This window comes from Bradyrhizobium sp. Arg237L (assembly GCF_029990105.1).
GTDB lineage: Bacteria > Pseudomonadota > Alphaproteobacteria > Rhizobiales > Xanthobacteraceae > Bradyrhizobium.
In genome coordinates, this window is the sequence record NZ_JAQMIL010000061.1 from 22,398 (window position 1) to 46,937 (window position 24,540).

22 protein-coding genes are annotated in these 24,540 nt (G+C 63.7%); 7 read left to right on the plus strand and 15 right to left on the minus strand.

Annotated features, from left to right (window positions below; all coding sequences use genetic code 11):
* Nucleotide 1: 1 nt before the first annotated feature.
* From OZ411_RS30635 to OZ411_RS30675, 9 genes are all read right to left on the minus strand, one after another.
* Nucleotides 2-298 carry a nucleotidyltransferase domain-containing protein gene (locus OZ411_RS30635; protein WP_130581106.1) on the minus strand — a complete coding sequence of 99 codons (297 nt, stop codon included), beginning with the start codon at nucleotides 296-298 and terminating at the stop codon, nucleotides 2-4.
* 37 nt (nucleotides 299-335) lie between these two features.
* Nucleotides 336-2,492: a methylmalonyl-CoA mutase gene (gene scpA, locus OZ411_RS30640; protein ID WP_282530955.1), complete on the minus strand. Its 2,157-nt coding sequence runs from the start codon at nucleotides 2,490-2,492 to the stop codon at nucleotides 336-338.
* A 42-nt stretch (nucleotides 2,493-2,534) separates the two neighbouring features.
* Complete coding sequence (locus OZ411_RS30645; protein WP_282530956.1) at nucleotides 2,535-2,999, minus strand: GFA family protein; 465 nt, start codon at nucleotides 2,997-2,999, stop codon at nucleotides 2,535-2,537.
* A 2-nt stretch (nucleotides 3,000-3,001) separates the two neighbouring features.
* The gene (locus OZ411_RS30650; RefSeq protein ID WP_282530957.1) at nucleotides 3,002-4,867 is read right to left on the minus strand and encodes a methylmalonyl-CoA mutase subunit beta; all 1,866 of its coding nucleotides are present in this window, start codon (nucleotides 4,865-4,867) and stop codon (nucleotides 3,002-3,004) included.
* A 183-nt stretch (nucleotides 4,868-5,050) separates the two neighbouring features.
* Nucleotides 5,051-5,545 carry a 2-amino-4-hydroxy-6-hydroxymethyldihydropteridine diphosphokinase gene (folK, locus tag OZ411_RS30655; protein ID WP_282530958.1) on the minus strand — a complete coding sequence of 165 codons (495 nt, stop codon included), beginning with the start codon at nucleotides 5,543-5,545 and terminating at the stop codon, nucleotides 5,051-5,053.
* Nucleotides 5,538-5,918, minus strand: coding sequence for a dihydroneopterin aldolase (gene folB / locus OZ411_RS30660; RefSeq protein ID WP_130581101.1), 381 nt, complete (start codon nucleotides 5,916-5,918; stop codon nucleotides 5,538-5,540). The genes folK and folB overlap by 8 nt, the downstream gene beginning before the upstream one ends.
* On the minus strand, nucleotides 5,915-6,751 hold the full coding sequence (gene folP, locus OZ411_RS30665) for a dihydropteroate synthase (RefSeq protein ID WP_282530959.1): 837 nt from the start codon (nucleotides 6,749-6,751) through the stop codon (nucleotides 5,915-5,917). The genes folB and folP overlap by 4 nt, the downstream gene beginning before the upstream one ends.
* Before the next feature lie 169 nt (nucleotides 6,752-6,920).
* Nucleotides 6,921-7,328, minus strand: coding sequence for a DUF4332 domain-containing protein (locus tag OZ411_RS30670; protein ID WP_130581099.1), 408 nt, complete (start codon nucleotides 7,326-7,328; stop codon nucleotides 6,921-6,923).
* A gap of 37 nt (nucleotides 7,329-7,365) precedes the next feature.
* Nucleotides 7,366-7,731: a DUF2267 domain-containing protein gene (locus OZ411_RS30675; protein ID WP_130581098.1), complete on the minus strand. Its 366-nt coding sequence runs from the start codon at nucleotides 7,729-7,731 to the stop codon at nucleotides 7,366-7,368.
* Nucleotides 7,732-8,077: 346 nt separating this feature from the next.
* Here OZ411_RS30675 and OZ411_RS30680 point away from each other — a divergent pair, with 346 nt between their 5' ends.
* The 3 genes from OZ411_RS30680 to OZ411_RS30690 all read left to right on the plus strand — a co-directional run bounded on the left by OZ411_RS30680 (nucleotide 8,078) and on the right by OZ411_RS30690 (nucleotide 12,650).
* On the plus strand, nucleotides 8,078-9,700 hold the full coding sequence (locus tag OZ411_RS30680; RefSeq protein ID WP_282530960.1) for a helicase HerA-like domain-containing protein: 1,623 nt from the start codon (nucleotides 8,078-8,080) through the stop codon (nucleotides 9,698-9,700).
* Nucleotides 9,701-9,912: 212 nt separating this feature from the next.
* The gene (locus tag OZ411_RS30685; protein ID WP_245476459.1) at nucleotides 9,913-11,238 is read left to right on the plus strand and encodes a glycosyltransferase family 87 protein; all 1,326 of its coding nucleotides are present in this window, start codon (nucleotides 9,913-9,915) and stop codon (nucleotides 11,236-11,238) included.
* A gap of 11 nt (nucleotides 11,239-11,249) precedes the next feature.
* Nucleotides 11,250-12,650 carry a M20/M25/M40 family metallo-hydrolase gene (locus OZ411_RS30690; RefSeq protein WP_282530961.1) on the plus strand — a complete coding sequence of 467 codons (1,401 nt, stop codon included), beginning with the start codon at nucleotides 11,250-11,252 and terminating at the stop codon, nucleotides 12,648-12,650.
* Nucleotides 12,651-12,922: 272 nt separating this feature from the next.
* Here the strand turns inward: OZ411_RS30690 and OZ411_RS30695 are convergent, their stop codons facing one another.
* Both OZ411_RS30695 and OZ411_RS30700 read right to left on the minus strand, forming a co-directional pair.
* Complete coding sequence (locus tag OZ411_RS30695) at nucleotides 12,923-13,702, minus strand: class II aldolase/adducin family protein (RefSeq protein ID WP_130581095.1); 780 nt, start codon at nucleotides 13,700-13,702, stop codon at nucleotides 12,923-12,925.
* A gap of 109 nt (nucleotides 13,703-13,811) precedes the next feature.
* Entirely contained in the window at nucleotides 13,812-15,461 is a 1,650-nt protein-coding gene (locus tag OZ411_RS30700; protein WP_130581094.1) for a glycosyltransferase family 39 protein, read from the minus strand.
* Between the two features lie 337 nt (nucleotides 15,462-15,798).
* Here OZ411_RS30700 and OZ411_RS30705 point away from each other — a divergent pair, with 337 nt between their 5' ends.
* Nucleotides 15,799-16,725, plus strand: coding sequence for a DUF308 domain-containing protein (locus OZ411_RS30705; protein WP_349017047.1), 927 nt, complete (start codon nucleotides 15,799-15,801; stop codon nucleotides 16,723-16,725).
* A gap of 182 nt (nucleotides 16,726-16,907) precedes the next feature.
* On the plus strand, nucleotides 16,908-17,321 hold the full coding sequence (locus tag OZ411_RS30710; RefSeq protein WP_282530963.1) for a MucR family transcriptional regulator: 414 nt from the start codon (nucleotides 16,908-16,910) through the stop codon (nucleotides 17,319-17,321).
* Between the two features lie 62 nt (nucleotides 17,322-17,383).
* On the opposite strand, the gene OZ411_RS30715 is transcribed toward OZ411_RS30710, so the two are convergent.
* Nucleotides 17,384-17,815: a SufE family protein gene (locus OZ411_RS30715; protein ID WP_282530978.1), complete on the minus strand. Its 432-nt coding sequence runs from the start codon at nucleotides 17,813-17,815 to the stop codon at nucleotides 17,384-17,386.
* Between the two features lie 91 nt (nucleotides 17,816-17,906).
* Nucleotides 17,907-18,293, minus strand: coding sequence for a DUF5330 domain-containing protein (locus OZ411_RS30720; protein WP_282530964.1), 387 nt, complete (start codon nucleotides 18,291-18,293; stop codon nucleotides 17,907-17,909).
* Between the two features lie 426 nt (nucleotides 18,294-18,719).
* On the opposite strand from OZ411_RS30720, the gene OZ411_RS30725 reads away from it, so the two are divergent.
* Entirely contained in the window at nucleotides 18,720-20,537 is a 1,818-nt protein-coding gene (locus OZ411_RS30725; protein WP_282530965.1) for an ATP-binding protein, read from the plus strand.
* Entirely contained in the window at nucleotides 20,530-21,288 is a 759-nt protein-coding gene (locus OZ411_RS30730; protein ID WP_282530966.1) for a peptidoglycan-binding protein, read from the plus strand. The genes OZ411_RS30725 and OZ411_RS30730 overlap by 8 nt, the downstream gene beginning before the upstream one ends.
* A gap of 73 nt (nucleotides 21,289-21,361) precedes the next feature.
* Here the strand turns inward: OZ411_RS30730 and OZ411_RS30735 are convergent, their stop codons facing one another.
* Nucleotides 21,362-22,669, minus strand: a complete 1,308-nt coding sequence (locus OZ411_RS30735; RefSeq protein WP_282530967.1) for an HlyD family type I secretion periplasmic adaptor subunit — start codon at nucleotides 22,667-22,669, stop codon at nucleotides 21,362-21,364.
* Nucleotides 22,666-24,372: a type I secretion system permease/ATPase gene (locus OZ411_RS30740; RefSeq protein ID WP_282530968.1), complete on the minus strand. Its 1,707-nt coding sequence runs from the start codon at nucleotides 24,370-24,372 to the stop codon at nucleotides 22,666-22,668. The genes OZ411_RS30735 and OZ411_RS30740 overlap by 4 nt, the downstream gene beginning before the upstream one ends.
* Between the last annotated feature and the right edge of the window lie 168 nt (nucleotides 24,373-24,540).

Here is a 24,540-nt window from a genome sequence, read left to right on the forward strand (position 1 = left end):
GTCAAAACACTTCGACGATATCGTCCGCTATGCGCTGCGCGAAGCGGGGAGTGAGGGAGCGTCGCGTGGTAGCCTGCGCCTGCAATCCGGTCGCATCCTCTATGATATGCTCAACATTAATCAAGTTAAGGAGCGAGAACGAGGCGTCTGGCTCGATCTCGACAAGCACATCGATGTCGCTGTCAGGCCGATTGTCGCCGCGTACGCGAGAGCCGAAAATGGCAAGCTTCGACACACCCGTCGCCTTTATGGCGTCGGTGTTCTTCCGTATCGCAGCAATGATTTCGTCACGCGTCATCGCACAACTCTCAGCGGCTTCGCTAGTAGTCTATCAACTACTCCGCCGCCTCGCTATGGCCGAGCCGGGCGTTGAGCTTGTGGATCAGCTCTTCGGCGGCGTCGGAAATCACGGTGCCCGGCGGGAAGATCGCTTCCGCGCCCGCCTGGTACAGCGCCTCATAGTCCTGCGGCGGCACCACGCCGCCGATGATGATCATGATGTCCTCGCGGCCGTATTTCTTCAGCGCGGCCTTCAGTTCCGGCACCGCCGTCAGATGCGCGGCGGCGAGTGAGGAGACGCCCAGGATGTGCACGTCGTTTTCCACCGCCTGTCGCGCCGCTTCGTCGGCGGTGGCGAACAACGGCCCGATATCGACGTCGAAGCCGATGTCGGCAAAGGCCGATGCGATCACCTTCTGGCCGCGGTCGTGGCCGTCCTGGCCGATCTTCGCCACCAGGATGCGCGGCCGGCGGCCCTCGGCCTCCTCGAAGGCGTCGATCAGCGCCTGCACCTTCTCGACCCGGTTGGACATGGCGGCTGCCTCCCGCTTGTAGACGCCGGTGATGGACTTGATCTCGGCGCGATGGCGGCCGAACACTCTTTCCATGGCGTCCGAAATCTCGCCGACGGTCGCCTTGGCACGCGCGGCGTCGATGGCGAGCGCCAGCAGGTTGCCGTTGCCCTCGGAGGCCGAACGGCTCAGCGCCGCCAGGGCCTGCTCGACGTCCTTCTGATTGCGCTCATGCCGCAGCCGCTTCAGCTTGTCGATCTGCAGCCGCCGCACGTTGGTATTGTCGACCTTCAAGACGTCGATCGGCGCCTCGTTCTCCGGCCTGTACTTATTGACGCCGATCACCGCCTGCTTACCCGCATCGATCCGCGCCTGGGTCTTGGCGGACGCTTCCTCGATGCGCAGCTTCGGCACGCCGGCTTCGATCGCCTTCGCCATGCCGCCCAGTTCCTCAACCTCCTGGATGTGGCCCCAGGCTTTGGCGGCGAGATCGCGGGTCAGCCGCTCGACATAGTAGGAGCCGCCCCAGGGATCGATGATCCGGTTGGTGCCGCTTTCCTGCTGCAGGAAGAGCTGGGTGTTGCGCGCAATGCGGGCGGAGAAGTCGGTCGGCAGCGCCAGCGCTTCATCGAGAGCATTGGTGTGCAGCGACTGGGTGTGTCCTTGCGTTGCCGCCATCGCCTCGATGGTCGTGCGCATCACGTTATTGAAGACGTCTTGCGCGGTCAGCGACCAGCCCGAGGTCTGGCAATGCGTGCGCAGCGACAGCGAGCGCGGGTCCTTCGGGTTGAACGGCTTCAAGAGCTTGGCCCAGAGCAGCCGCGCGGCGCGCATCTTGGCAACTTCCATGAAGAAGTTCATGCCGATCGCCCAGAAGAACGACAGCCGCGGCGCGAAGCGGTCGACATCGAGGCCGGCGGCAAGGCCGGCGCGCAGATATTCGACGCCATCGGCGAGCGTATAGGCCAGCTCGAGATCCTGTGTCGCCCCGGCCTCCTGCATGTGATAGCCGGAGATCGAGATCGAGTTGAACTTCGGCATCCGCTGCGAGGTGAAGGCGAAGATGTCGGAGATGATCCGCATCGAGGGCGTCGGCGGATAGATGTAGGTGTTGCGCACCATGAACTCTTTCAGAATGTCGTTCTGAATGGTGCCCGACAATTTCTCCGGCGGCACGCCCTGTTCCTCGGCGGCCACCACGAACAGTGCAAGGACCGGCAGCACCGCGCCGTTCATGGTCATCGACACGCTCATCTGGTCGAGCGGGATGCCAGCGAACAGCGTGCGCATGTCGTAGATCGAGTCGATGGCAACGCCGGCCATGCCGACGTCGCCGGAGACGCGCGGATGATCCGAGTCATAGCCGCGGTGGGTGGCAAGGTCGAAGGCGACCGAGAGGCCTTTCTGCCCTGCCGCGAGGTTACGGCGATAGAAGGCGTTCGAGTCCTCCGCCGTGGAGAAGCCGGCATATTGCCTGATGGTCCAGGGCTGGTTGACGTACATCGTCGGGTAGGGGCCGCGCAAATAGGGCGCGATGCCCGGCCAGGTCTCGAGAAAGTCGATGCCTTGAAGATCGGTCTCGCTATAGCTGGGCTTTACCGGGATGCCCTCTGGCGTCAGCCAAGGGTCTGTACTGCCGGTGGGCGCGACGGACACGGTTTTCTCAAACGCGATATCGGCGAAGTCAGGTATGCGGCTCATGGTCATCAACTATAGCATGTGCGATCGAAAGTGGTGGCTACCTCAGTCATGGTCCGGATGCTGGTGGCTGACGATGGTCGCCATCTTCTCCGGTCCGTAATTCTGCTGCGTGGTCTGGCTCGGCAGGTTGGCGATGCCGACCACCCAGCCGAGGCGGGATTCAGTGCCGTATTGCCGCGTCGGCGCCACCATGTCGGGCCGGTCGAAGGTGCCGGTCATGATCTCGATGCGGGGGCCGTCGATACGGCGGAAGCTCAAGGGTGTGCCGCAGGCGGCGCAGAAATCGCGCTCGGCGATCGAAGAGGAGCGGAACGAGGCCGGCTTGCCGCGGGTCCAGGCGAAATTGGCATGGTCGATGTCGGCGAAGGAGGCGAACGGCGCGCCGGAGGCCTTCTGGCACATCCGGCAATGGCAGATGCTGATACGCGTCGGCGCCGCCGTTACCGCAAAGCGGATCGCGCCGCATTGGCAGCCGCCGGTCAGAACGGGTTTTTGGCTCGACGTCATGCTCACTCCATCCGCCGATAGGCTTCCTGCAGCGTCGCCGGCGCGTCGCAGCCGGCAAAGATGAAATCGGTCACGCCGGACGCACGCAGTGCGGCTTCCAGCTCCCCCGGCCGTCCAGCCAGATAGATATGCCTTGCGCCGGCGGCTTGAAGGGCCTTGGCGGCTGCAACCGCGTGTTCCGCGTAGACCTTGTCCGAGGAACACAGGCAGGCGATCGCGGCGCCCGACGCTTTGAAAGCCTTCCCAAGCGCAGCAGGATCGGAAAATCCCTCGCTGTCGAGCGCCTCGATGCCGCCGGTCTCGAAGAAGCTCTTCGCAAAGGTGGCGCGCGCGGTGAAGTCGGCGGCCGTACCGAGGTTGGCGAGGAAGATTTTTGGACGCGCCCCGCTCGCCTTCAGCTTTGCGTCGGATTTGTCGCGCAGTGCCTCGAAGGGTTCGGCGAGCCGCATCGGCGACAGCGCGTCGAACTTGAATTTGGCCTCGCCATAGGGTGGCAGCACAACCGGCTTTGCTTCCAGCACCGTTGCATCGGCCTCGTGCAGGTTCGGAAACTCGCTGGCGCCGGTCAGCACGTCACGACGCTTGGCGATGTTGGCCTCGCGCGCGGCACGCGTAGCGGCGACCTTGCGCTGGATCAGGTTCTGTTGAAGCGCCGCAAAGATGCCGCCGGCTCTTTCGATCTCCTGGAACAACAACCAGGCCGCTTCGCAAAGCTCCTTTGTCAGCGCCTCGATGCCGCCGGAGCCTGCCGCTGGATCGGATACTTTCGAAAGATTGGACTCTTCCAAGAGAATGAGCTGCGTGTTGCGCGCAACGCGGCGGGCAAAGTCGTCGGGCAGTCCCAGCGCGAGCGTGTGCGGCAGCACGGTGACGGCGTTGGCGCCGCCAAGCCCCGCCGAGAAGGCGGCCATGGTGGCGCGCAGCATGTTCACATAGGCATCGCGCTCCGTCAGCATCCGCCAGGCGGTGTCGGCGGCGATGAACAGTGGTCGTGGCGTCAGTCGGCAGGCCTGTTCGACCCGCGCCCACAAGAGCCGCAGCGCGCGGAATTTCGCCAGCGTCAGGAACTGGTCGGTATCGGCGCTGAGCCGCGCATAGACCATGCCTTGGGCATCCTCGAGCGCGACACCGGCTTGTTCGAGGGCGCGCAGATAGGCGACCCCGCTTGCCAGCACGAAGGCGAGTTCCTGCACCTCCGATCCGCCGGCATCATGGATCACCCGCCCATCTGCAGCGGCGAAAGGCCCCTTGAATCCGAGCGCCGCCAGGCCTTTGACGGCGCCGGTCACCGCCGGCACGATCTCGCTCCACTCATAGGGGCTAAAGCCCCAGACCGCACAGGCCGCCAGCGGATCGAGCCCGAAACGGATGTCGCACTTGGCGGGATCAAATCCCCTGCGCTTCACATATTCCGCGACGTGGATCGCGGCCATCCGTGATTGCGGGCCGATCTGGAGATCCAGCGCGATACCGGCATCGAGGTAGATGCCGTCGAGCACCTTGTCGACGGCTTCGGCCGTTGGCTCTAGTCCAAAACCATAGGCGCCACTGCCGCCGGCGAAGACCAGCGCGAGGCCGGTGGCGCCATTCTCGAGATCATGCAGCGCCTGCGCATTGGCGCGGCGCGGGTCGGGATCGTCGATCCGCTGCATGATCTGCCAGGGCGCAGCCTGGCCTCGGCCGGCGATCGGGCTGGCATTGGTGGCGCGGCGATAGATCGGCTCGATTTTGATCCCGTCATAGGTCTTGCCGACCAGTTTCTCGAACGGCGCGCCCTTCAGGACGCCGTCGACCAGCTTGCGCCAGTCCTCGTAAGTCGCCGGCGCAAAATCGGCCGCCAATCGCAGATCGTCAGTCGTGGTCGTCATCCGCCCTATCGTTCCTCAAGTCTTCCTCGCCGTTTGACCGGAAATTGCCACGCCGAAGCCGCCAAGCCAAACCCTAGTTTGGGGTACCGTAGCCCGGGTGAAGCGCTAGCGTAACCCGGGGCCGCTCGCAAACGTTGATGCAGGTATCCCGGGTTGCGCGTTCCGCTCCACCCGGGCTACGCGTCACCCACCGAAATCCGGGAGCCGCACGATACCGTCGGTCGAAACCGCCGCCAGCGCATCCCTGATCCTGCGTCCCGCAATGACACGGTCGGGCGCGATTTCCGCGAGCGGCACCAGCACGAAGGCGCGCTCGAACAGGCGAGGGTGCGGCAGCGTCAATTCCGGCCGGTCGATCCTGACATCGTCATAGGCGATCAGGTCGAGATCGAGCGTGCGCGGGCCGAAGCGGCGTTCGGGGGAGCGGTCGCGGCCGAACTTGGTCTCGACCTTCTGCAGGCAGAACAAGAGTGCGTGGGGATCGAGGCTGGTTTCGATCTCGATGCAGGCATTGACGAAGCCTGGCTGTTGCTCGTCGCCCCAGGGAGGCGTGGCATAATCCGCCGAGCGGGCCACCAGCGCGGCCTGCGTCATGCCGCAAACTTGCGGAATGGCCTTGTTGAACGTCGCGCGGACGTCGCCGAGATTGCCGCCCAATGCAATCAGCGCGCTAGCCATGCGCGGCCGTTTGCCGCGTGCGCGTCAGCACCACGCCGACATCCTCGAAGATCGCGGCGATTGGCGCGTGCGGCTTGTGCACGGTGACCTTGACCGCGCTGACGCGAGGGAAGGTCGACAGCACCGCGTCCGCCACCGCGCCCGCGGCTCGCTCCAGGAGCTTGTAATTGGTATCCTTGAATGCCTCGGTCGCGGTCGCCACCACGTTGGAATAGGACACGGTGTCGGCAAGCTTGTCGGTGCGCGAGGATTCGGAGAGGTCCACGGAGAGTTCGAGATCGATGACGAAGCGCTGCCCGACTTCGCTCTCGTGTTCCATCACGCCGTGACGGGCATGGATGAAGATGCCGGTGATGAAGATCGTATCGGTCATTCCTGCTCCCTGATCGCTGCCGCCACCCGCAACGCCTGCACTGTTTCCGCGACATCGTGAGCGCGGATGATCTGCGCGCCGCTCTGTGCAGCGATGAGATGCGCCGCGATCGAGCCGCCGATGCGCTGGTGCGGCTCCGACGGCGTCACGGTGCTGATGAAGCGCTTGCGCGAGGCGCCGACGAGAAGCGGCAGGCCGAACGCGCGAAGCTCTGCGAGCCGCGCCAGCACCATCATGCTCTGCTGCGGCGTCTTGCCAAAGCCGATGCCGGGATCGAGCACGATCTGGTCGGCCGAAATGCCAGCCTTGGCGGCGATGTCGAGCGAACGGGCGAAGAAGGCCGAAACATCCTTCATGATGTCGATCGAGGGATCGGCCTGGTCGCGGTTATGCATGATGATGATAGGCACGTGCTGCGCCGCGACCAAGGGCGCCATGCCGGCATCGCGCTGCAGGCCCCAGACATCGTTGGCGATGAGCGCGCCGTGATCGAGCGCCCAGGCCACGACGTCCGATTTCATGCTGTCGATCGATACGGGCACGCCGAGCGAGACGACATCCGCCAGCACGGGCTGCAACCGCCGCAACTCCTCTTCCACCGAGACCGGCTGGGAACCGTAGGGGCGGGTGGATTCGGCGCCGATGTCGATGATGTCGGCGCCTTCGGCGACCATCTTGCGCGCCTGCGCCAGCGCCTGTTCAGGCGCGGTAAACCGGCCGCCGTCGGAAAAAGAATCCGGGGTGATGTTGAGCACGCCCATCACGGCCGGGTAGGGCCGGGATAGCAGCGCCGGCAGTACCGAAGTCCCGCCGGAATGGACGTCCCTTTGCATCGCAGCAATCATGCCGGTCGATTTGCGCGTCCCGCACCGGCGAGTCAAGCTGGGAATAGCGAACGGGCTTAGAGCATGATCCGGAAAAGTGGAAACCGGTTTTCCGAAAAGATCATGCTCAAACAAAGAGATGAGATCATGATCCGATTCCGTCTAATCGGATCATGATCTAGTAAGTGATCTTGGGCGGCAATTTGCGTGCGCGCTCGATCAGGAGCTCGACCGATTTCTCCGAGGGCAGGACGCGGACGAGCTTACGCTTGGTGTTCACGTCCTTCATGTTCTGTGCAAGCCGCGCCGGATTGCGCAGCGCGAGTTCGCGAACGGTGGTGACGCCGGCGGCGCGGACCAACCCGACCTTTGCCTTACCCATCCCGGGAATGCGCATGTAGTCGGAGACGTTGGCCCATTCGAGCAATTGTTGTTCGCTGATGCCGGTCTTAGCCGCGAGCACCTTGCGTCCCTTGACGGTGCGGGCGGCTTCGAGCAGCGCGTCCGTGGTGCGAATGCCCTGAGCCTTCAATTTCGAGGCGCAATAGGCGCTCAGACCATCGATCTCGGAAAGTGGATATGTCATGATGTCTGGTATTGAATGACTCAACCTGAGGGTGCGTTCAAGCAAATTGGCTGAGTCCTGGCGTCCCCGCGACGATCTCGCCCATCTGATCCGCTCCGAGTTTGTCGCGCCCGAACCGGAAAAGTTCACGCGCAATCTTCTGAACCTCATTCATGCTGAGGCCGAGCGCCATCAGCCTGGTGCCGACAGCCATCAATCCGCCGCCCATCAATCGCACGAGACCTGCACTGTTGTCCGCGGCCGCAATCGCCGCTTCCGCGCCCGGAATCTGGCCGATCAGCGCTTCAACCTGGCTGGATGGCCCCTCCCGACGGAGGAAACCCAGAACGATGCCGACGGTCTTTTCGGCGACAGCGCTATCGATGCCGGCCTCGGCGGCCAGCCGTCCAACCAGTTCGTCCATCTTGCCCCGCCCTCTGCCGGCTTGCCGCCGGACCTTGCTTGGGAATTGATCTTGAGCGCCTGTGTTGCGAATTACAAGCGACGAGCGCAGATGATCCCACTTTTCGTCCTCATCACAGGCGAAGTGTTGCAGTAATACAAGAGTACATATGCTAATCGCGCTGTTCTATCGCGTTGCGTCATCGTTTTTTGAACGGCTCGCAAGCGAAAGAGAAGATGAGAAGTGTGACGTCCGGGCGGCAAAAAAGCGCTGGCGGCGCTTGACAGTTTTAATCGACGGGCAAGATGCAATATGATGGGTGTGTTCGGCGAAGATGCCTTCCCGATACGCGCGAAGAGGCGATGCGATGGCGACTTCCGACAACAAGATTGCCGATACGGACGAGAAGATTTTTATCGGTAAGGGCGAACAAGCGGCGTGGCTGACACTTGCGTTCGCCAATCGCCACGGACTTGTTACCGGCGCAACGGGAACTGGCAAGACCGTCACACTGCAGGTGATGGCGGAAGGATTTGCGCGCGCTGGCGTTCCGGTCTTTGCCGCCGATATCAAGGGAGATCTGTCCGGGATCGCTGAAGTCGGCGAGGCCAAGGACTTCATTGTCAAGCGCGCCAGCGAGATGGGGCTGAAATTCCAGCCGGACCAGTTCTCGACGGTGTTCTGGGATGTGTTCGGCGAGCAGGGGCATCCGGTGCGCGCGACCGTCACCGAGATGGGACCGCTGTTGCTGTCACGGATGCTTGATCTCAACGACGTCCAGGAAGGTGTTCTCAACGTCGCGTTCCGGGTCGCCGACGAGAACGGACTTGCACTGATCGACATGAAGGATCTGCGCGCGCTTCTGGATGCGATTGTGCCGTCTGGCGGCAAGAAAGCCGCCGATGATGAGGAAGATCCGCTGGAGCCGCTCCGCAAAGCAGCGCAGAGCTTCGGCAATGTCAGCAAGGCGACCGTTGGGACCATCCAGCGCCAGCTCCTGGTGCTGGAAAATCAGGGCGGCGCGAAATTCTTCGGCGAGCCGGCTTTGACGCTGAAGGATTTCATGAAGACCGACAGCGACGGCCGCGGCATCGTCAACATCCTCGCTGCCGACAAGTTGATGCAGAGCCCGCGGCTCTATGCAACCTTCCTGTTGTGGATGCTTTCAGAATTGTTCGAAGAACTGCCGGAGGCCGGCGACCTGCCGAAGCCGAAGCTGGTGTTCTTCTTCGACGAGGCGCATCTCTTGTTCAACGATGCGCCGAAAGCGCTGCTGGACAAGATCGAGCAAGTGGTGCGGCTGATCCGCTCCAAGGGCGTCGGCGTCTACTTCGTCACCCAGAATCCGATCGACGTGCCGGACAAGGTGCTCGCGCAATTGGGCAACCGCGTGCAGCATGCGTTGCGTGCCTTCACGCCGCGCGACCAGAAGGCGGTCGCGGCCGCCGCGCAAACGTTCCGGCCCAATCCGAAGCTCGATACCGCCCGCGTGATCATGGAACTCGGCAAGGGCGAGGCGCTGGTGTCCTTCCTCGAAGGAAGCGGTACGCCGTCGATGGTCGAGCGCGTGATGATCCGGCCGCCGTCAGCACGGATCGGGCCGGTTACGCCGGAGGAGCGCAAGAAGATCATCGACGCAAGCCCGTTCAAGGGTAAATACGATACCGCGATCGATTCCGAATCCGCTTACGAGATACTGCAGAAGCGGATCGAGGGGACGGCGCCGCCGGCGGACGGCTCGGAAGCTGGCGGAGGCGGTGGCATTCTCGGCCAGATCGGCGATATTGCCGCCACGATCTTTGGCACCAATGTGAGGCGCGGCAGGCTGTCGACCGGTCAGGTCATCGCGCGCAACGTCACGCGCTCGGTCACCAACAAGGTGATCGGCGGCATCGTGGCCGACGTCGGCAAATCGGTCGGCGGTCAGGTCGGCGGCTCGATCGGACGTGCACTGGTGCGCGGCGCGCTTGGCGGCCTGTTGCGGCGGTAGTGTCGCTGCGACACCAGATTGTGACGAGGGATGGATTGCTTTGTCGCTCCGCTCCTCGCAATGACGAACGGGGGGCTCCCCGCTCCAGCCGCTGTCATTGCGAGCCACCCGGTCGGCGCGAAGCGCCGCCGGATGACAGGCTCCGCGAAGCAATCCCTGCGTTATCACGAAATGAAAAGGATCAACGGCTTGCTGATGTCTGGAACGAGCTTGTGCTGAGATACCCATCGCTTCGGGCACCGCTCGACATCCTGTTCTTCCTCGGCTGCATCGCGCTGACCGCCGATGTGCTCGTTCCCGAGATTTTCGGGCACGGCAAGACCAAGGATTATCCGCTGTGGTATTGGGCCGGGCAGCAGGTGCTGCAGGGCAAGGATCTCTATCCCGCCGATCCCCATACCTATTTTGATTTCATCTACCCGCCGCTGCCGGCGGTGCTGCTCGCTGTGCCCAGCTATTTCGGCAAGGTCGCGCTCTATCTCGCGCTCTCCCTGCTCAACATCATCGCCTGGTGGATGACGGCGCAGCTATCGCACGCGATGGCGGGATCGGGCCGCAAGCCGGGTTGGCTGTTGGAGGCGCTGCCCGGCCTCGTCACGCTCACATTTGTCTTTGATATGTTCGATCTCGGCCAGCCGAATCTGATCCTGCTGGCGATGATGCTGTACGGATTCTGGCTGTTGCGGCTGAGCCGGCCGTGGTTCGCGGGAAGCATGTTTGCGCTGGCGACCGCGATCAAGGTGTTTCCGATAGCAGTATTGCCCTATCTGATCTGGCGCAGGCACTGGACGGCGGTTGCGAGTACGTTGGTGTTTCTCGCCGTGTTCTTGTTCGTGCTGCCGGCGCCGTTCCGCGGCTTCCAGCACAACGTCACGGAATTGAAGACCTGGTATCAGGGCATGGTCGGCTCGAGCTCGGAAAAGGGCTTCGGCCAACGCGACGAGCAGAACTGGTCCTGGGTGAACCAGTCGATCATCGCGATGACGCATCGGCTGACGCGTCCGGTCAACTACAACCAGGACGATCCGTTCAAGGCCAAGCCGGCGCGGTACATGAACATCGTCGATCTCGACTTCAAGACGTCGAACCTCATCGTGCTGGCGATCTCGCTCGCGCTCGGTCTCGGCTACATCGCGGTGATGCCGCCGGCGTCGCGCCGGACTGAAAAGTCCGATGCGGAGGAGATCGGCATCCTGTTCTGCCTGATGACGGTCGCCTCGCCACTGGCGCGGCAATACTACTTCCTCTGGCTGTTCTTCCCGATGACGGTCCTGATGCACCGCGCCGCCTTTGATCCGCGGCCGGCGGTCCGGACCGGGACGTGGATCCTGCTGGCCGTCGCCGGCTGCCTGCTCCTGTTGTCGCTGCCGCTGTTTCCGATCGATGTGCAGGCCTACGGTAACAATCTCGTGGCGACCATCGTGCTCGCGGGTGGATTGGTCTGGCATATGCGGCATTCGCCTGCGGCCGATGCCGCCGGCGCTTTGCCTCCGGCGGCAGGCGGGCTAAAACTCGGTGACAACAGCGCCCACAGCTAGGGAATTCAGCGATGTCCAGTCCAAAGCTTCAAGCCGTCCTCGACCGCATCGACGCCGATTTCGACAACAGCCTGGAGCGGCTGTTCTCGCTCCTGCGGATCAAATCGATCTCGGCCGATCCGGCCTTTGCGGCTGACTGCAAGGCGGCAGCCGAGCATCTCGCCAAGGACATCGCGACGCTTGGCTTCGCGGCCGAGGTCAGGCCGACCGCGGGCCATCCGGCCATCGTCGCCAAGGCCAATGGCAGCACGGATGGCCGGCCGCATGTGCTGTTCTACGGCCACTACGACGTGCAGCCGGTCGATCCGCTCGATCTCTGGCACCGTCCGCCGTTCGAGCCCGTCGTCACCGACCATGCCGACGGCCGCAAGATCATCGTTGCGCGCGGCGCGGAGGACGACAAGGGCCAGTTGATGACCTTCATCGAAGCCTGCCGCGCCTGGAAGCAGGTCGCGGGTTCGCTGCCGGTCGATATCACCATCCTGATCGAGGGCGAGGAGGAAGTGGGCTCGAAGAATTTCGTGCCCTTCCTGGAAGCCAACAAGTCGGAGTTCAAGGCCGATTTCGCGCTGGTCTGCGACACCGGCATGTGGGATCCGAACACGCCGGCGATCACCACCTCGCTGCGTGGCCTCGTTTATGACGAGGTCAAGATCAAGGCTGCCAACCGCGATCTGCATTCCGGCGTATTCGGTGGCGGCGCGCAGAATCCGATCCGCGTGCTGACCCGCATTCTCGGCGGCCTGTTCGACGACAATGGCCGCATCACCATTCCCGGCTTCTATGACGGCGTGAAGGACCTGCCGGCGGATGTGCTCGCGCAGTGGAAGAAGCTCAATCTGACGCCCGAGAGTTTCCTGAAGCCGATCGGGCTCTCGGTGCCGGCCGGCGAGAAGGATCGTCTATTGATCGAGCAGATCTCCTCGCGCCCGACCTGCGACATCAATGGCATCGTCGGCGGCTATATCGGCGAGGGTTCGAAGACGGTGATCCCGTCGCTCGCCTCGGCCAAGATCTCGTTCCGCCTGGTCGAAGGGCAGGATCCCGCCAAGATCCGAAAGGCGTTCCGCGATTACGTGACCTCGCGGATCCCGGCCGATTGTTCGGTCGAGTTCGGCGACCATTCCAGCGCGCCCGCGATCGCGCTTGACTGGAACATGAAGCCGCTCGCCGGCGCCCGGCGCGCGCTGACGGAAGAGTGGGGCAAGGAAGCGGTTCTCATGGGATCAGGCGCATCGATCCCGATCGTCGCCGATTTCAAGCGCACACTCGGCCTCGATTCGCTTCTGGTCGGCTTCGGGCTCGACGACGACAATATCCATTCGCCGAACGAGAAATACGACCTCAAGAGCTTCCACAAGGGCATCCGCTCCTGGGCCCGCATCCTGGCCGCGCTTGCGGAGCAGAAATAGTTTCAGCACGGCGTAGGCGTAGGGTGGGCAAAGCGCCTACACGCGCCAATGTATAGACGAGCACAGGCGGAAGCGTGCCCACCATTGCGAGCGGAGTGCTGATGGTGGGCACGCTTCCGCCGGCGTTCGTTTGAACGGCGGCGCAAGAAGTCGCTTTGCCCACCCTACCGGCATCACCCTTAAAAGCTAAAACGCCGCCCGGAATTGGGCGGCGTTTTTATTCGGTCGTGCAGAGGTTGTTGGAAGCAACCTTACACCAAAATCCCGAAAATTCAATTGCGGAAGCTCGGGTCGATGCGGTCGAGCTTGCGGAGCAGGGGTGGCCACACCAGCGTCGTCGAGCGCAGTTCGGCGCGGTCTGGATTGGAGAGCAGCGTGGTGTTCTTGTCGATCACGGACTGCTCGACCGGGTAGACGGTCGGGCCCAGCATGCGGGTGCGCACCTGCATGGTGCAGGCCCTCTCCAAATGGTACATGCGCTCGAAGGCGGAGGCGACGGAGCGGCCGACCGTCAGCGTGCCGTGGTTGCGCAACAGCATGTGGTTCCTGTTGCCGATGTCCCGCTGCAGCCGCGGGCGCTCGTCATGATCGAGCGCGATGCCCTCATAGTCGTGATAGGCGAGATCATGGGTGACGAGCTGGGCGGTCTGGTTCAGCGGCAGCAGCCCTTCCGGGCAGCTCGAGACCGCGGTGCCGTCAGGCGTGTGCAGATGGAGCACGCAGCCGGCGTCCTCGCGCACCTCGTGGATGGCGGAATGGATGGTGAAGCCGGCGGGGTTGATGTTGTAGTCGGTCTTGGACAGCAGATTGCCGTTGAGATCGACCTTGACCAGGCTGGAGGCCGTGATCTCCTCGAACATCAGGCCATACGGATTGATCAGGAAATGATGCTCCGGCCCCGGCACGCGCGCGGAGATGTGGGTGTCGACCAGATCGTCCCAGCCGTACAGCGCCACGAGGCGGTAGCAGGCGGCGAGGTTGACGCGCTGTTGCCACTCGGCATCCGTCATATCCGACGGCACTTCCTTCAAGCGAGCTTCCGCTGGCGACATGACCGGCTTCTCCCATGTGTCGATTTGTCAACGGGAAGCGTAACCTTGCCGCCAGCCGGCAGCAAGGCAAGTTCGGGGTGCCTGATATGCGGTACCGGCGAAAGCCAGACTACGGGGCGGGGATCGCGAGCAGGCTCGAGATGCTGCGGCCGCGGATGTCGTAGACGCGGGCGAACACGACATCGTCGCGCTTGATCTCGACCAGCACGGGCGCGGTCAGGCCCTTGCAGTAGAACTCGCCGAGCGTCATGGCGAAATCGGCGGACTGGCTGTCCCAGCCGATGGTGAAGTCCGGGCCGAGCGCAACCTGCGCCGGGCGCTGCGGGCCGCAGACGGCGACCTTCCATTTTCCGTTAAGCGGCGGAATTTCCTGCCGCTCGATCAATTGCTCGCGCAGGCCATCGGAAGCCTGCTTCAGGGCCAGGCCCCAGTAGTCCAGCATGAACAGGTCGTCGGCACCGCGGACCGTGCCGGCGATATGGTTGAAGTGGGTATATTGGTAAGGATGGAGCCGGATCATCTCGCTGAGCGGCAGCAGCAGGCCGAAGGTGAAGACGGCGAGCGCCACCGGCTGCCAGCTCCGACGCTTTTCGCCGAGCCAGTCCATGGTGCGGGCGAAGGCAAAGCCCGCCAGCACCGCCATCGGCGGGATCACGAAAATGAAATGGCGGATGCCGTTATAAAGCGCCGGCCGCTTCACCATTGCGATGACCAGCGGCAACGTTGCCGCCAGCGTCAGCATCAGCAGGACGGTCTTGCGCCGCGCGGCGACGTCGGCGCGCGACAGCGACATCAAGCTCATGACAACCGCTGCAACCAGGAGGCCCAGCAGCACCTCGGGGAGCTGCAGCGCGAACAGCGTCGGCAGATAGGACCACGGCATGTCCGGCACCGAGACCAGCGCGCCGTCGAACATCTCCTTCCAGGGTTTCTCGAAGAAGTGCGAGAAATAGGTGACGGCCTCGAGCGGGTGGCCCGGTTCCATGATCGACCACGGCCAGATCAGGCCCATCACCAGATAGCCGAAGATCAGCCCGGGCAGCAGCACGTAGACCACATGGACGAAGCGATACGCCGCCTCGCGCGGGCCTTGCTTGCGGACTTCTTCAAGCAGCAACGGCACGAAACCCACCGCAGCGTAGATCAATGCCAGACCGCCGAGAACCCGGCAGCCGAGCGAAAGCCCGGCGCCAAACCCGACGATCAGGATGGTGCGCGGCGAAGGCGCCGGATATTCCTCGGCAAGGCGCACAAGACCCATCAGCAGGATCATCATCGCCACTGCGAATGGCGCATCCTTCGGGTTCATGAACATGTGGCCGTAGAAGGTCGGGCACAGCGCGAGCAACAGCAGCGCGGCAAGGCCGGCCAGCGGGCCGCCCACGCGGCGGCCGAGCCGCCAGCTCACCGCAAGCCCGATCACGCCAACGACGGCGCCGAGCAGCCGGCGGGTTTCGAACAATTCGAGCGGGATGACCTTGTGCAGGAGCGCCGCGGCCATGTCGAAACCGCCGCCATACATGTAGAGATTGGCGAATGACAGCGCGCCGGTGTCCTTGAAGCCGGAACCGTACATTCGCAGCAGCAGGTCGGCGTATTCGGCGTGGGTGTAATCGTCCCAGCCCAGCCCGTAATCGCGGAACGTGAGGCCTGCGATCAGGGCGACCGCGCTTAGCACGACGATCGCAAGATCGTCGCAAGTCTTTTCCACCGAGCGCCGCGCGGGCGTTTCGATGGCAGAAGTCGTAATGGATGACATGGCTATTGGTGACCCGGCGTCCCTCGGCCCTGATGGCGCTTTAGGGCCTCATTCCCCGGCATCCATATAGCGCAGTTCCACTAACGAGTAATTGGGAATTGTGGCGTAATTTACTGATGCGTCGCAGCAATTTGGCATCAATTCGTAGCCGGTAGATCTACGGGGGGACGCGTTGGCGGCGGCTGCCCTGAGAAGCGAACGGAGCGGTAATCCTGTTCAAGATCCGGATAGGAACCGTCTCCGGAATTGTTGGTTGGCGATGCACATAATATGACGGTATCGTGGAATAAGGGGCCGGCGCATAGATTTGGCGCGGTTTTCGGGGGTGAGTTTGATGATGGTCGGGATGTTGGTCGCGGGTTTTGGCCTGCTTTTGGCAGGCCTGCTGGCGATCGGCTATGGCATTCAATACAAGGAATTCAGCGTCGGCAGCACGCTGATCCTCTCCGGTGTATTCGGCTTCTGCACCGGCCTGATCATGTTCGGCCTTTGGCTCAACGTCCGGGAGCTGCGGAATCTCGCCCGGCGCCTGGGTACCGGGATGCCTGCAGAGGAGCCCCACGAATTTTCGCTGCCGCCGGACGCACCCGTTGCACCGCGTGCCGCGGCTGCGTCCGAGGGTGGATTCCCGTTCAGGCGCGGTCAACCAGCGGCAGAAGGTTCTGGGGACGGCGAGCCGGTGGTACCGGCGGCGGCTGGTGCGACCCCGCCGCCCTGGTATCACGAGGCCGCCGCGCGCGATCGTGCCCGCAACGAGGTGCCGCCCGTCACTCCGCCAGGCGCGGAACCGTCGGAGGTTGGCCCGGCAGGTCCCAAGCGGCGCAACCTGATGTTCTCTTCCACGCGCAAGGAGCGCGAACGGGGCCCGGCGCGCGCAGGCGAGCCTTTGACCCCCGACATGCTCTCGCCGGAGCCGCGTTCGAATCCACTGGCGCCGGCCGCCGAATCGGGCGAGTCGCAGCAGGGGAACTTCGATGACACGTGGCCGAGGCCGGAGCGGCAACGGCCCTCCGACCTTCCGCCGCGCCGCGTGCCGCGCACGCCCTTGACCCCAGGCGAGAGCCCCAGCGCGCCGGTGGCCGACCGTCGTCCGCCGCAGCCGCAGGAGCAGCCGCCGGTGACGGTGCTGAAATCGGGCGTCGTCGACGGCATGGCCTATTCGCTCTATTCCGACGGCTCGATCGAGGCGCAGATGCCGGAAGGCATGATGCGCTTCGCCTCCATCGACGAGCTGCGGGCGCATCTCGAGCAGCGTTCGTCGTAGACCGGGAAATACTTGCAATCGCGCGTCTTGAAAAATAAAGCCGCGTAGTTCTTGCTAGATTCCTGGTAGTCCGCGCATATTAGCAAGTAATGCGGGGCTCCGCTGATGTATTGGCGTAGCGCCGATATTGTCCGCGGTCCCGCCCCGTTGCCAACGTCCAAGCCTCAAGAGAAGGTTGCGCGATGACCGATGCCACCGGCAAAAGCCCTGTCGAACTGACCGCCAACATCGTATCGGCCTATCTCAGCAACAATCCGACCCAGGCCTCGGATATCCCCAACCTGATCAGCCAGGTGCATGCCGCGCTGATGCGGGTCGCCAGCGGACGGACCGAGGCGCCGCTCGAGCCGGCCAAGCCCGCGGTGCCCGTGAAGAAATCGGTTACGTCAGAATATTTGGTCTGCCTGGAAGACGGCAAGCGATTCAAGTCGCTGAAGCGCCACCTGCGCACGCAGTACAACATGACGCCGGAACAATACCGGGAGAAATGGGGGCTGCCGGCCGACTATCCGATGGTCGCGCCGAACTATGCGGTAGCGCGCTCACAGCTCGCCAAGAAGATGGGCCTCGGCCAGCAGCAGCGGAAGCGGAAGTAGCATAGCGTTTTCGAGCGAAGTGGATTCCGGTTCGCCTGAATAAAACGCGTCAAATACACGAGCTAGGAAGCGGCGGTTGCGAGCGTCTCGCGGGCATCCGAGCGGATACGCTCGATCATCGAGCGAAATCCGTTGGAGCGCTGTGGCGTCAGGTGCTCGCGGAACCCGAACTCATCGAAAATCGCGGCGGCATCCGTCGCCAGGATTTCCTTGGGCGAGCGGTCCGAATAAAGCGTCAGCAGGATCGCGATCAGCCCGCGCACGATATGCGCGTCGCTGTCGCCGAGATAATGCAGCCGCGGCTCGTCGTTGCCGGCGCGGTCGATCTTCCTGGAGAGCCAGACCTGGCTCGCGCAGCCCTGCACCTTGTTGACTGCGGAATGCTCTTCCTCCGGCATCGGTGCAAGGGTGCGGCCGAGTTCGATGACGTACCGGTACCGGTCGTCCCACTCGTCGAGCAGCGAGAAATTCTCCCTGATTTCGTCGATCGTCATCATCACCCGCGTCCCATCACTCCAATCGTTATATAGGGTCGCGGGCGGCCGAATGCGATGAAAATGCAGCCGGTTCCGGCTTATTTTGCGGTCACGGCGCGGGCGGCGGCCGCCATTCGATGGCCTGGTCGTCGGCCGTCAGGGTGTCGCGGGACGCGACCAGGGAGACCTCGGCATCCCCAGGCGAGCCGATCGAGCCGGTGTGGTCCGGCGACTTCTTGTCGATGATGATCTGATAGATTTTCCTTGCACCGTCGGTGGCACGCTGACCGATCACCGTCGCTGCCTGGCCGCCGACCTCGCAGGCCGTAGGCTGGCGCTTGCAGAACTGGCCCATGTCGCTGACAGCAGCGGTCGCCGCCTGCACGGCTTCGGCGGCGCCGATCTGCGGCAGCTTTTCCGATTCAGGTGTTTTGTCCCTTGGCAGCAGCACGAGCACGAGCCCGAGCCAGAATGCCATGCGCAGCAGGAAAAACATCTCGCGACCCCGTCATCTTCGTTTGCGGTTGATCCGCAATTCGCACGTGACTAGCAGCGGTCAATAAAACGCAAGTGTTTGCCTTGAAGTTAAATCGTCGAAAATTCGCGGAAAATGCGCGCCAAAATCCGCACGCGTCTCGATTCGGTGTAAATTTTCGATTGATGCCAGCGAGCTGCGGCAAGATGCGCGAGCCCCGCTCGTCCACCATTTCGAAACCATAAGATTATCGATCGCGGAAACCTCGCGTTCACCATCCGCGCCAAATGCGCCCGTTGCGATGTGCAAAAGCCGTGCGAAGGCACAGAGTCCGGCGGCCGGGCGCTGTGCCTTAGCGTTCGCTTAAGTTCACTCTGACACGGTGAGTCCAAGATGAAGGGGGCGTTCCGACTCGTCTTTGACGCAGGATCGGAAAGCGCGAAAGCCGTGAGTGTTTTGAGTATTATCCGCGATTGTCTCGATGCCCTGCTGCATCCGTCGGCGAGATATGATGCGTTGACGCGGGCGCGGCATCGCGCCTTCATGGCGCCGCGCCTGCTCGGCAGCCTGGCGGCGTTCGCTGCATTTCCCGTCTATCTGGCGCTGCGCGGCGCGCCGACCGCGATCGAGGTTGCCGCTTTCGCTTGGCTGATCGCGCCGATCCTGTTGTCCTGGTTCCTGTCGCGCACTGGCCGCTATGAAGGCGCGCATGTGCTGTCGTCGCTGGCGCTTGCAGGCTTCGTCATGATTGTGGCGGCGGCCACCGGCGGGATCGCATCCTTTGCCGCGGTCTGGCTCATCGTCGTTCCGATCGAGGCGGCGCTGTCGGCCTCGCGCCGCGTGGTGGCGTTCGCTTTTGCGCTTGCGATGTCATGTGCGGCGGCCTTGATCGTGCTCGGCCATTTCCACCTGCTGCCGCCGTCAAATCTGAGCGCGCCATTGCAGGGCGCCTTGATCGGGTTCGGTGTCGTTTCAGCAACGCTCTATGCCGCGGGCCTTGCCTTCGGCGCCGAGTCGCTCGCGCGCACCAGCGTGGCGCTGTTCTATCGCGAGGAAGAGCGCTACCGTCTCCTGGCGCACAATATGAGCGACGTGCTGTCGCGCCACAGCCGCAACGGGGCGGTGCAATTCATCTCGCCGGCGGCGGAAGCGATGCTCGGCGTGCCGCCGCCGCGGCTGATGGGGCACGGCCTGTTCGATCGCGTCCATGTCGCCGATCGTCCGGCCTATCTCACTGCGCTGTCGGACGCAGCGCGGGGCGGCGAGGGACGCAGCGTCGAATTCCGCCTGCGGCGGGAGGCGCCGCGCGGTTTGATGCAGTCGGCGGATTTCATCTGGGTCGAGATGCGCTGCCGGCCGCTCGATCAGGTCGCTGGCGAGGGCGAAGTCGTCGCCGTGATTCGCGACGTCACCGATCGCAAGATGCAGCAGGAGGCGCTGGAGCAGGCGCGCAACGCCGCCGAACAGGCGGACGCGTCGAAGACGCGGTTCCTTGCCACCATGAGCCACGAATTGCGCACGCCGCTGAATGCCATCATCGGCTTCTCCGACATGATCGCCCAGGAAGATGTGCTGATGCTCGATGCGGCGCGCCGCAAGGAGTATGCGCAGCTCATCCGTGATTCCGGCCAGCACCTGTTGTCGGTGGTGAACGGCATCCTCGATATGTCCAAGATGGAAACGGGCACTTTCGAAATCGCGCCCGAGCCCTTCGCGCCGCGCCCGGCGCTGCTCAACTGCTGCAACCTGCTGGCGCTGAAGGCGCGGGAGAACGGCGTCGACTTGATCACCCGCGCGCCGGAGGATCTGCCCATGATGAACGGCGATCCGCGCGCCTTCAAGCAGATCACGCTCAATCTCGTATCAAATGCCATCAAGTTCACCGAGCGCGGCGGCAGCGTCACGGTGTCGGCTGCGGTCGAGGGATCCCGGCTGATGCTTGATGTCACCGATACCGGTGTCGGCATCGATGCCGACGATCTCAAACAGATCGGCAATCCTTTCTTCCAGGCCGGCAAGACCTATCAGCGCCGTCATGAGGGCACCGGACTTGGACTGTCGATCGTGAAGGGTCTGGTCGGCTTGCACCAGGGCGAGATGAGTGTAGAGAGCAAGCTTGGCGAAGGCACCACTGTGACCGTGACGCTGCCGCTCTCGTTTGCGCCGCCGGCGGTGCAGGAGCCTTCCGGCAAGATCGCGACGCTGAAGCCCGCGTTGCGATCCGGATTACAGGAACAAGCCCAGCAGGTGAAGAAGAGTGCCTAGAAAAGTCGCCGATGATGAGGAGATGCCGCGCCGCCGCCGTCGCGGCGCGCAGGCGGTTGCGATCGAAGCCGAGGAAGAGCGCGGCGTCCTGATGCGCGTGCTGTTGCACAGTCCGAAGGACACGGTCGCCGGCGTGCTCGCGGCCGGCGCCGTCATTGCCATCATCACCAATGCACTGTTTCTGCAGGCCGGCCGCCATCCATCACCGATGTTCGGTTCGGTCGTGACGCTGCCGCCGCCGGCGCCTGCCGTCACCAGTCTGCTGCCGCGTCCGCGGCCGGTCGAGGCGGCTGCGCGTCCCGTTGAACCCCAGCCTGTGGAAGCGAAGCCCGCCGAGCCCGCGAAGCCCGCCGAACCCAGAGCGGAACCGAGGGCGTCCGATTCCAAGACTTCCGATTCCAGGACTTCCGATTCCAGGACTTCCGATTCTAAAACTTCCGACCCGATGACCAATCTCGTCCTGAAGTCGACGTCGGCCCCGCCGGCTCCGGCAAATGTCATCCGGCCGCCCGCGCCGATCCCCTCGCGCGGCGAGACCACCCAGAGTGCGGCATCGAAGCGCATCGCCGCGGTCCAGCGCGCGCTCACCGAATATGGCTACGGCCAGCTCAAGCCGACCGGCACCATCGGTTCCGATACCCAGGCCGCAATCGCCAAGTTCGAGCGCGACCGCAAGCTGCCGGTGACCGGCCAAATGTCGGATCGGGTCGTCCGCGAACTCTCGGCGATGATCGGACACCCGGTCGAGTAGGGCCTGCACGACGGACCGATGCCTCGCGAATCGCCCGGCTCGGCTACTGCGCTGAACCGGTCAGCAAGATTGTTCAGCGCTCGCGGAAAGCCCGCACGATCTGGTCGGACAGCGGCTTGACGAAATAAGACAGCACGCTGCGATCATAGGTCTTGGCAAAGATCTCGGCTGGCATTCCCGGCAGAAGTCTCGCTGCTCCCAGTCGCGCCAGCTCCTCGGGCGTGATTGCCACCCGCGCGGTGTAGAAACTCTGGCCGGTGCGCTGGTCCGATGTCACGTCGGCCGAGATGCGGCTGATCGTGCCCTGGATTTCCGGCGTGGTGCGCTGGTTGAAGGCGGAGAAGCGCAGGTTCGCCGCCTGTCCGACATGGAGCTGATCGATGTCAGCCGGCGAGATCTTGGCGTCCACGGTGAGAAGATCGGCCTCCGGAACGATCAGCATGACCGGCTCGGCCGGGCTGACCACGCCGCCGACCGTGTGGACACTGAGCTGGTGCACGATCCCATTCTGCGGGGCGCGGATGTCGACCCGCTTGAGCTGATCCTCCGCTGCGACCTTGCGTTCGATGAATTCTCCGATCTTGCCGTCGATCTCGCGCAACTCCTTGGCGACCTCGCTGCTCAGATCCTGATCGATCTGGATGATCTGCAATTCGATTTCGGTGACCTTGCCACGCACTTGCGCCGTCGCGGCAATCGACTGCGCAAGCTCGCCTTTGAGGCGCGCGGCTTCGCGCTCGAGAACCGTTAGCCGGCTCATCTGGATCAGGTTCTTCTCCCACAGCGTCCGCACGCCCGTGAGCTCACGCTGGATCAGCTCGATCTCCTCCGCCTTGGCCTCCCGCAGGGCGGCGTAGCCACGGATTTCATCTTCGAGCTGCGCGATGCGCTGGCGAAGCTGCGACTTCTGCCCCCTGCGCGCGGCGGCTCTGAGCTCGAACAATCTGCGTTCGCTGTCGAGCGCCGTGATGAACTCCGGCGAGGGGCGATCGAGCAGCTCGGGTGGGACCACGATGTGCTCGGCGCCATCGCGTTCACTGCTGAGGCGCGCCTTGCGGGCGCGCATCTCATCCAATCCTTTGGCGTAGATGGCAAGGGCCGCCCGCAGCGCAGTCTCATCGAGCCGCACTAGCGTGTCTCCGGCACGGACATGATCGCCTTCGCGGACCAGCAATTCTCCAACGATGCCGCCGGTCAGATGCTGGACTTTCTTGACGCTGGAATCGACGACGACTGATCCGGACGCCGTGACTGCGCCTGACAATTCCGTGGTGGCGGCCCAGCCGCCGATGCCGCCGGTCAGCACGAGCGCGACGACCATTCCGCCGATCAGGTGATGGCGCAAGCTGCGGGCTTCGCCTTGAAATGCGCTCTCGGTCATGCCGATGCCGCGGATTGAGGAACGACCTTGAATGGACCCGCTGGGGGTGACTCCCGTCGTGTCAGCATCGAGAACACTTCATCCTTGGGGCCAAAGGCTTGTTGCCTGCCATTGAGCATCGTCATCACGAAGTCGACGGCGGCGAGTGCGCTGGAGCGGTGCGCGACGATCACGACGATGCCGCCGCGAGACCGAACCGCGAGGATCGCGCGGGTCAACGCCTCTTCGCCTTCGGCGTCCAGATTTGAGTTGGGCTCATCCAGCACCACGAGGAAGGGATCGGCATACAGCGCGCGGGCGAGTGCAACGCGCTGTCTTTGGCCGGCGGAGAGGCGCGCGCCCTGTTCGCCGATCTGGGTGTTGTATCCCTCCGGCAAGCCGACGATGAGCTGATGGATGCCGGCCGCGTTTGCCGCCGCGAGCACCGTTTCCATCGGCGGGCTTGGGACAAATCTCGCGATATTCTCGGCGATGGTGCCTTCGAACAGTTCGACGTCCTGCGGCAGGTATCCGATGTGATTTCCGAGCGCCTCGGGGGACCATTGCTCCAGCGCCGCGCCGTCCAGTCGGACGACACCGCGCGACGGTCGCCATGCGCCGACAAGCGCTCGAACCAACGAGGATTTTCCCGATCCGCTGGCGCCGATGATCCCGAGCGCGCTGCCCGCCTTGAGGACGAAATTGATGTCGGCGGCCAGCACCCTTTCGGACTCCGGAGCGGTGACGGACAGTTTTTCCGCAAGCAGCGTGCGGCTCGGTGCGGGCAACGGTACCTGGGCCGCGGGCGCGGGGATGACTGCCAGCAGTTTCTCGAGACGCCGCCAGCTCTGGCGCGCCGCAACGAAACTCCTCCAGTTGGCGATTGCGAGGTCGACGGGCGCGAGCGCGCGGCCGGTCAGGATCGAGCTGGCAATGATGATTCCGCCGGATGCCTCCTGGTGGATGACGAGATAGGCGCCGACCGCAAGGACGGCTGATTGCAGCATCATCCGCAGCATTCGCCCGACGACGCCGAAGCCGCCCGAGATGTCGCCGGCGATTTTCTGCTGCCGGCGATAGGCATCGCCGAGCTCGCGCCAGCGCGCGAGCAGACGCGCGGACATCCCCATCGCAACCAGGACTTCCGCGTTGCGTCGGCTCGCCTCGGCGAGCCGGTTGCGCGCGGCGGCATGGTTTGACGCTCTTTGCACCGAGCGACGGGACAGGCGATCAGTGAGCAGCGTCAGGATCACCAGCACGAGCGCGCCGCCGAGCACGGTGCCGCCGATCAGCGGGTGGAACGCAAAGCAGATCGCGAGATAGATCGGCAGCCATGGCAGATCGAACAGCGCCGGCAGGCCAGCCCCTGATAGCACCGACCGAATGGTGTCGAGGTCGCGGACCGGCTGCAGCCCATCGCCGCCGCCGCGGGTGCGGAGCGGCAGACGTATCACGAGATCATAGACGCGGTCGCTGACACGCCAGTCGATCTGGTTTCCGATCCGAAGCAGCATGCGTCCACGCGTCAGCTCCAGGATGCCCTGGAAGACGAACAGCATGGCCGCGATGATGCTGAGACCGACAAGCGTGGGCACGCTGCGGCTCGGCAGCACGCGATCATAGACTTCCAGCATGAACAGCGAGCCGGTCAGGCTGAGCAGGTTGATCAGTCCGCTGAACATCGCGATCGCGATCAGCGCGGCGCGGCAGGATGCAAGAGCCATGTGCAAGTCCGATTCCGCGCCAGGAGGTGCGGCAGGACGGTTTGCTTGCGCGATTGACATCACGGGGAGTTGCTCCGCAGATTGTAGGTGAGCGGCCACTGTTTGACAGCGATGTGTCGGACCACGCTTGAATGCATGAATGCGGAGGTGACGGGGGAGCCGCACCTC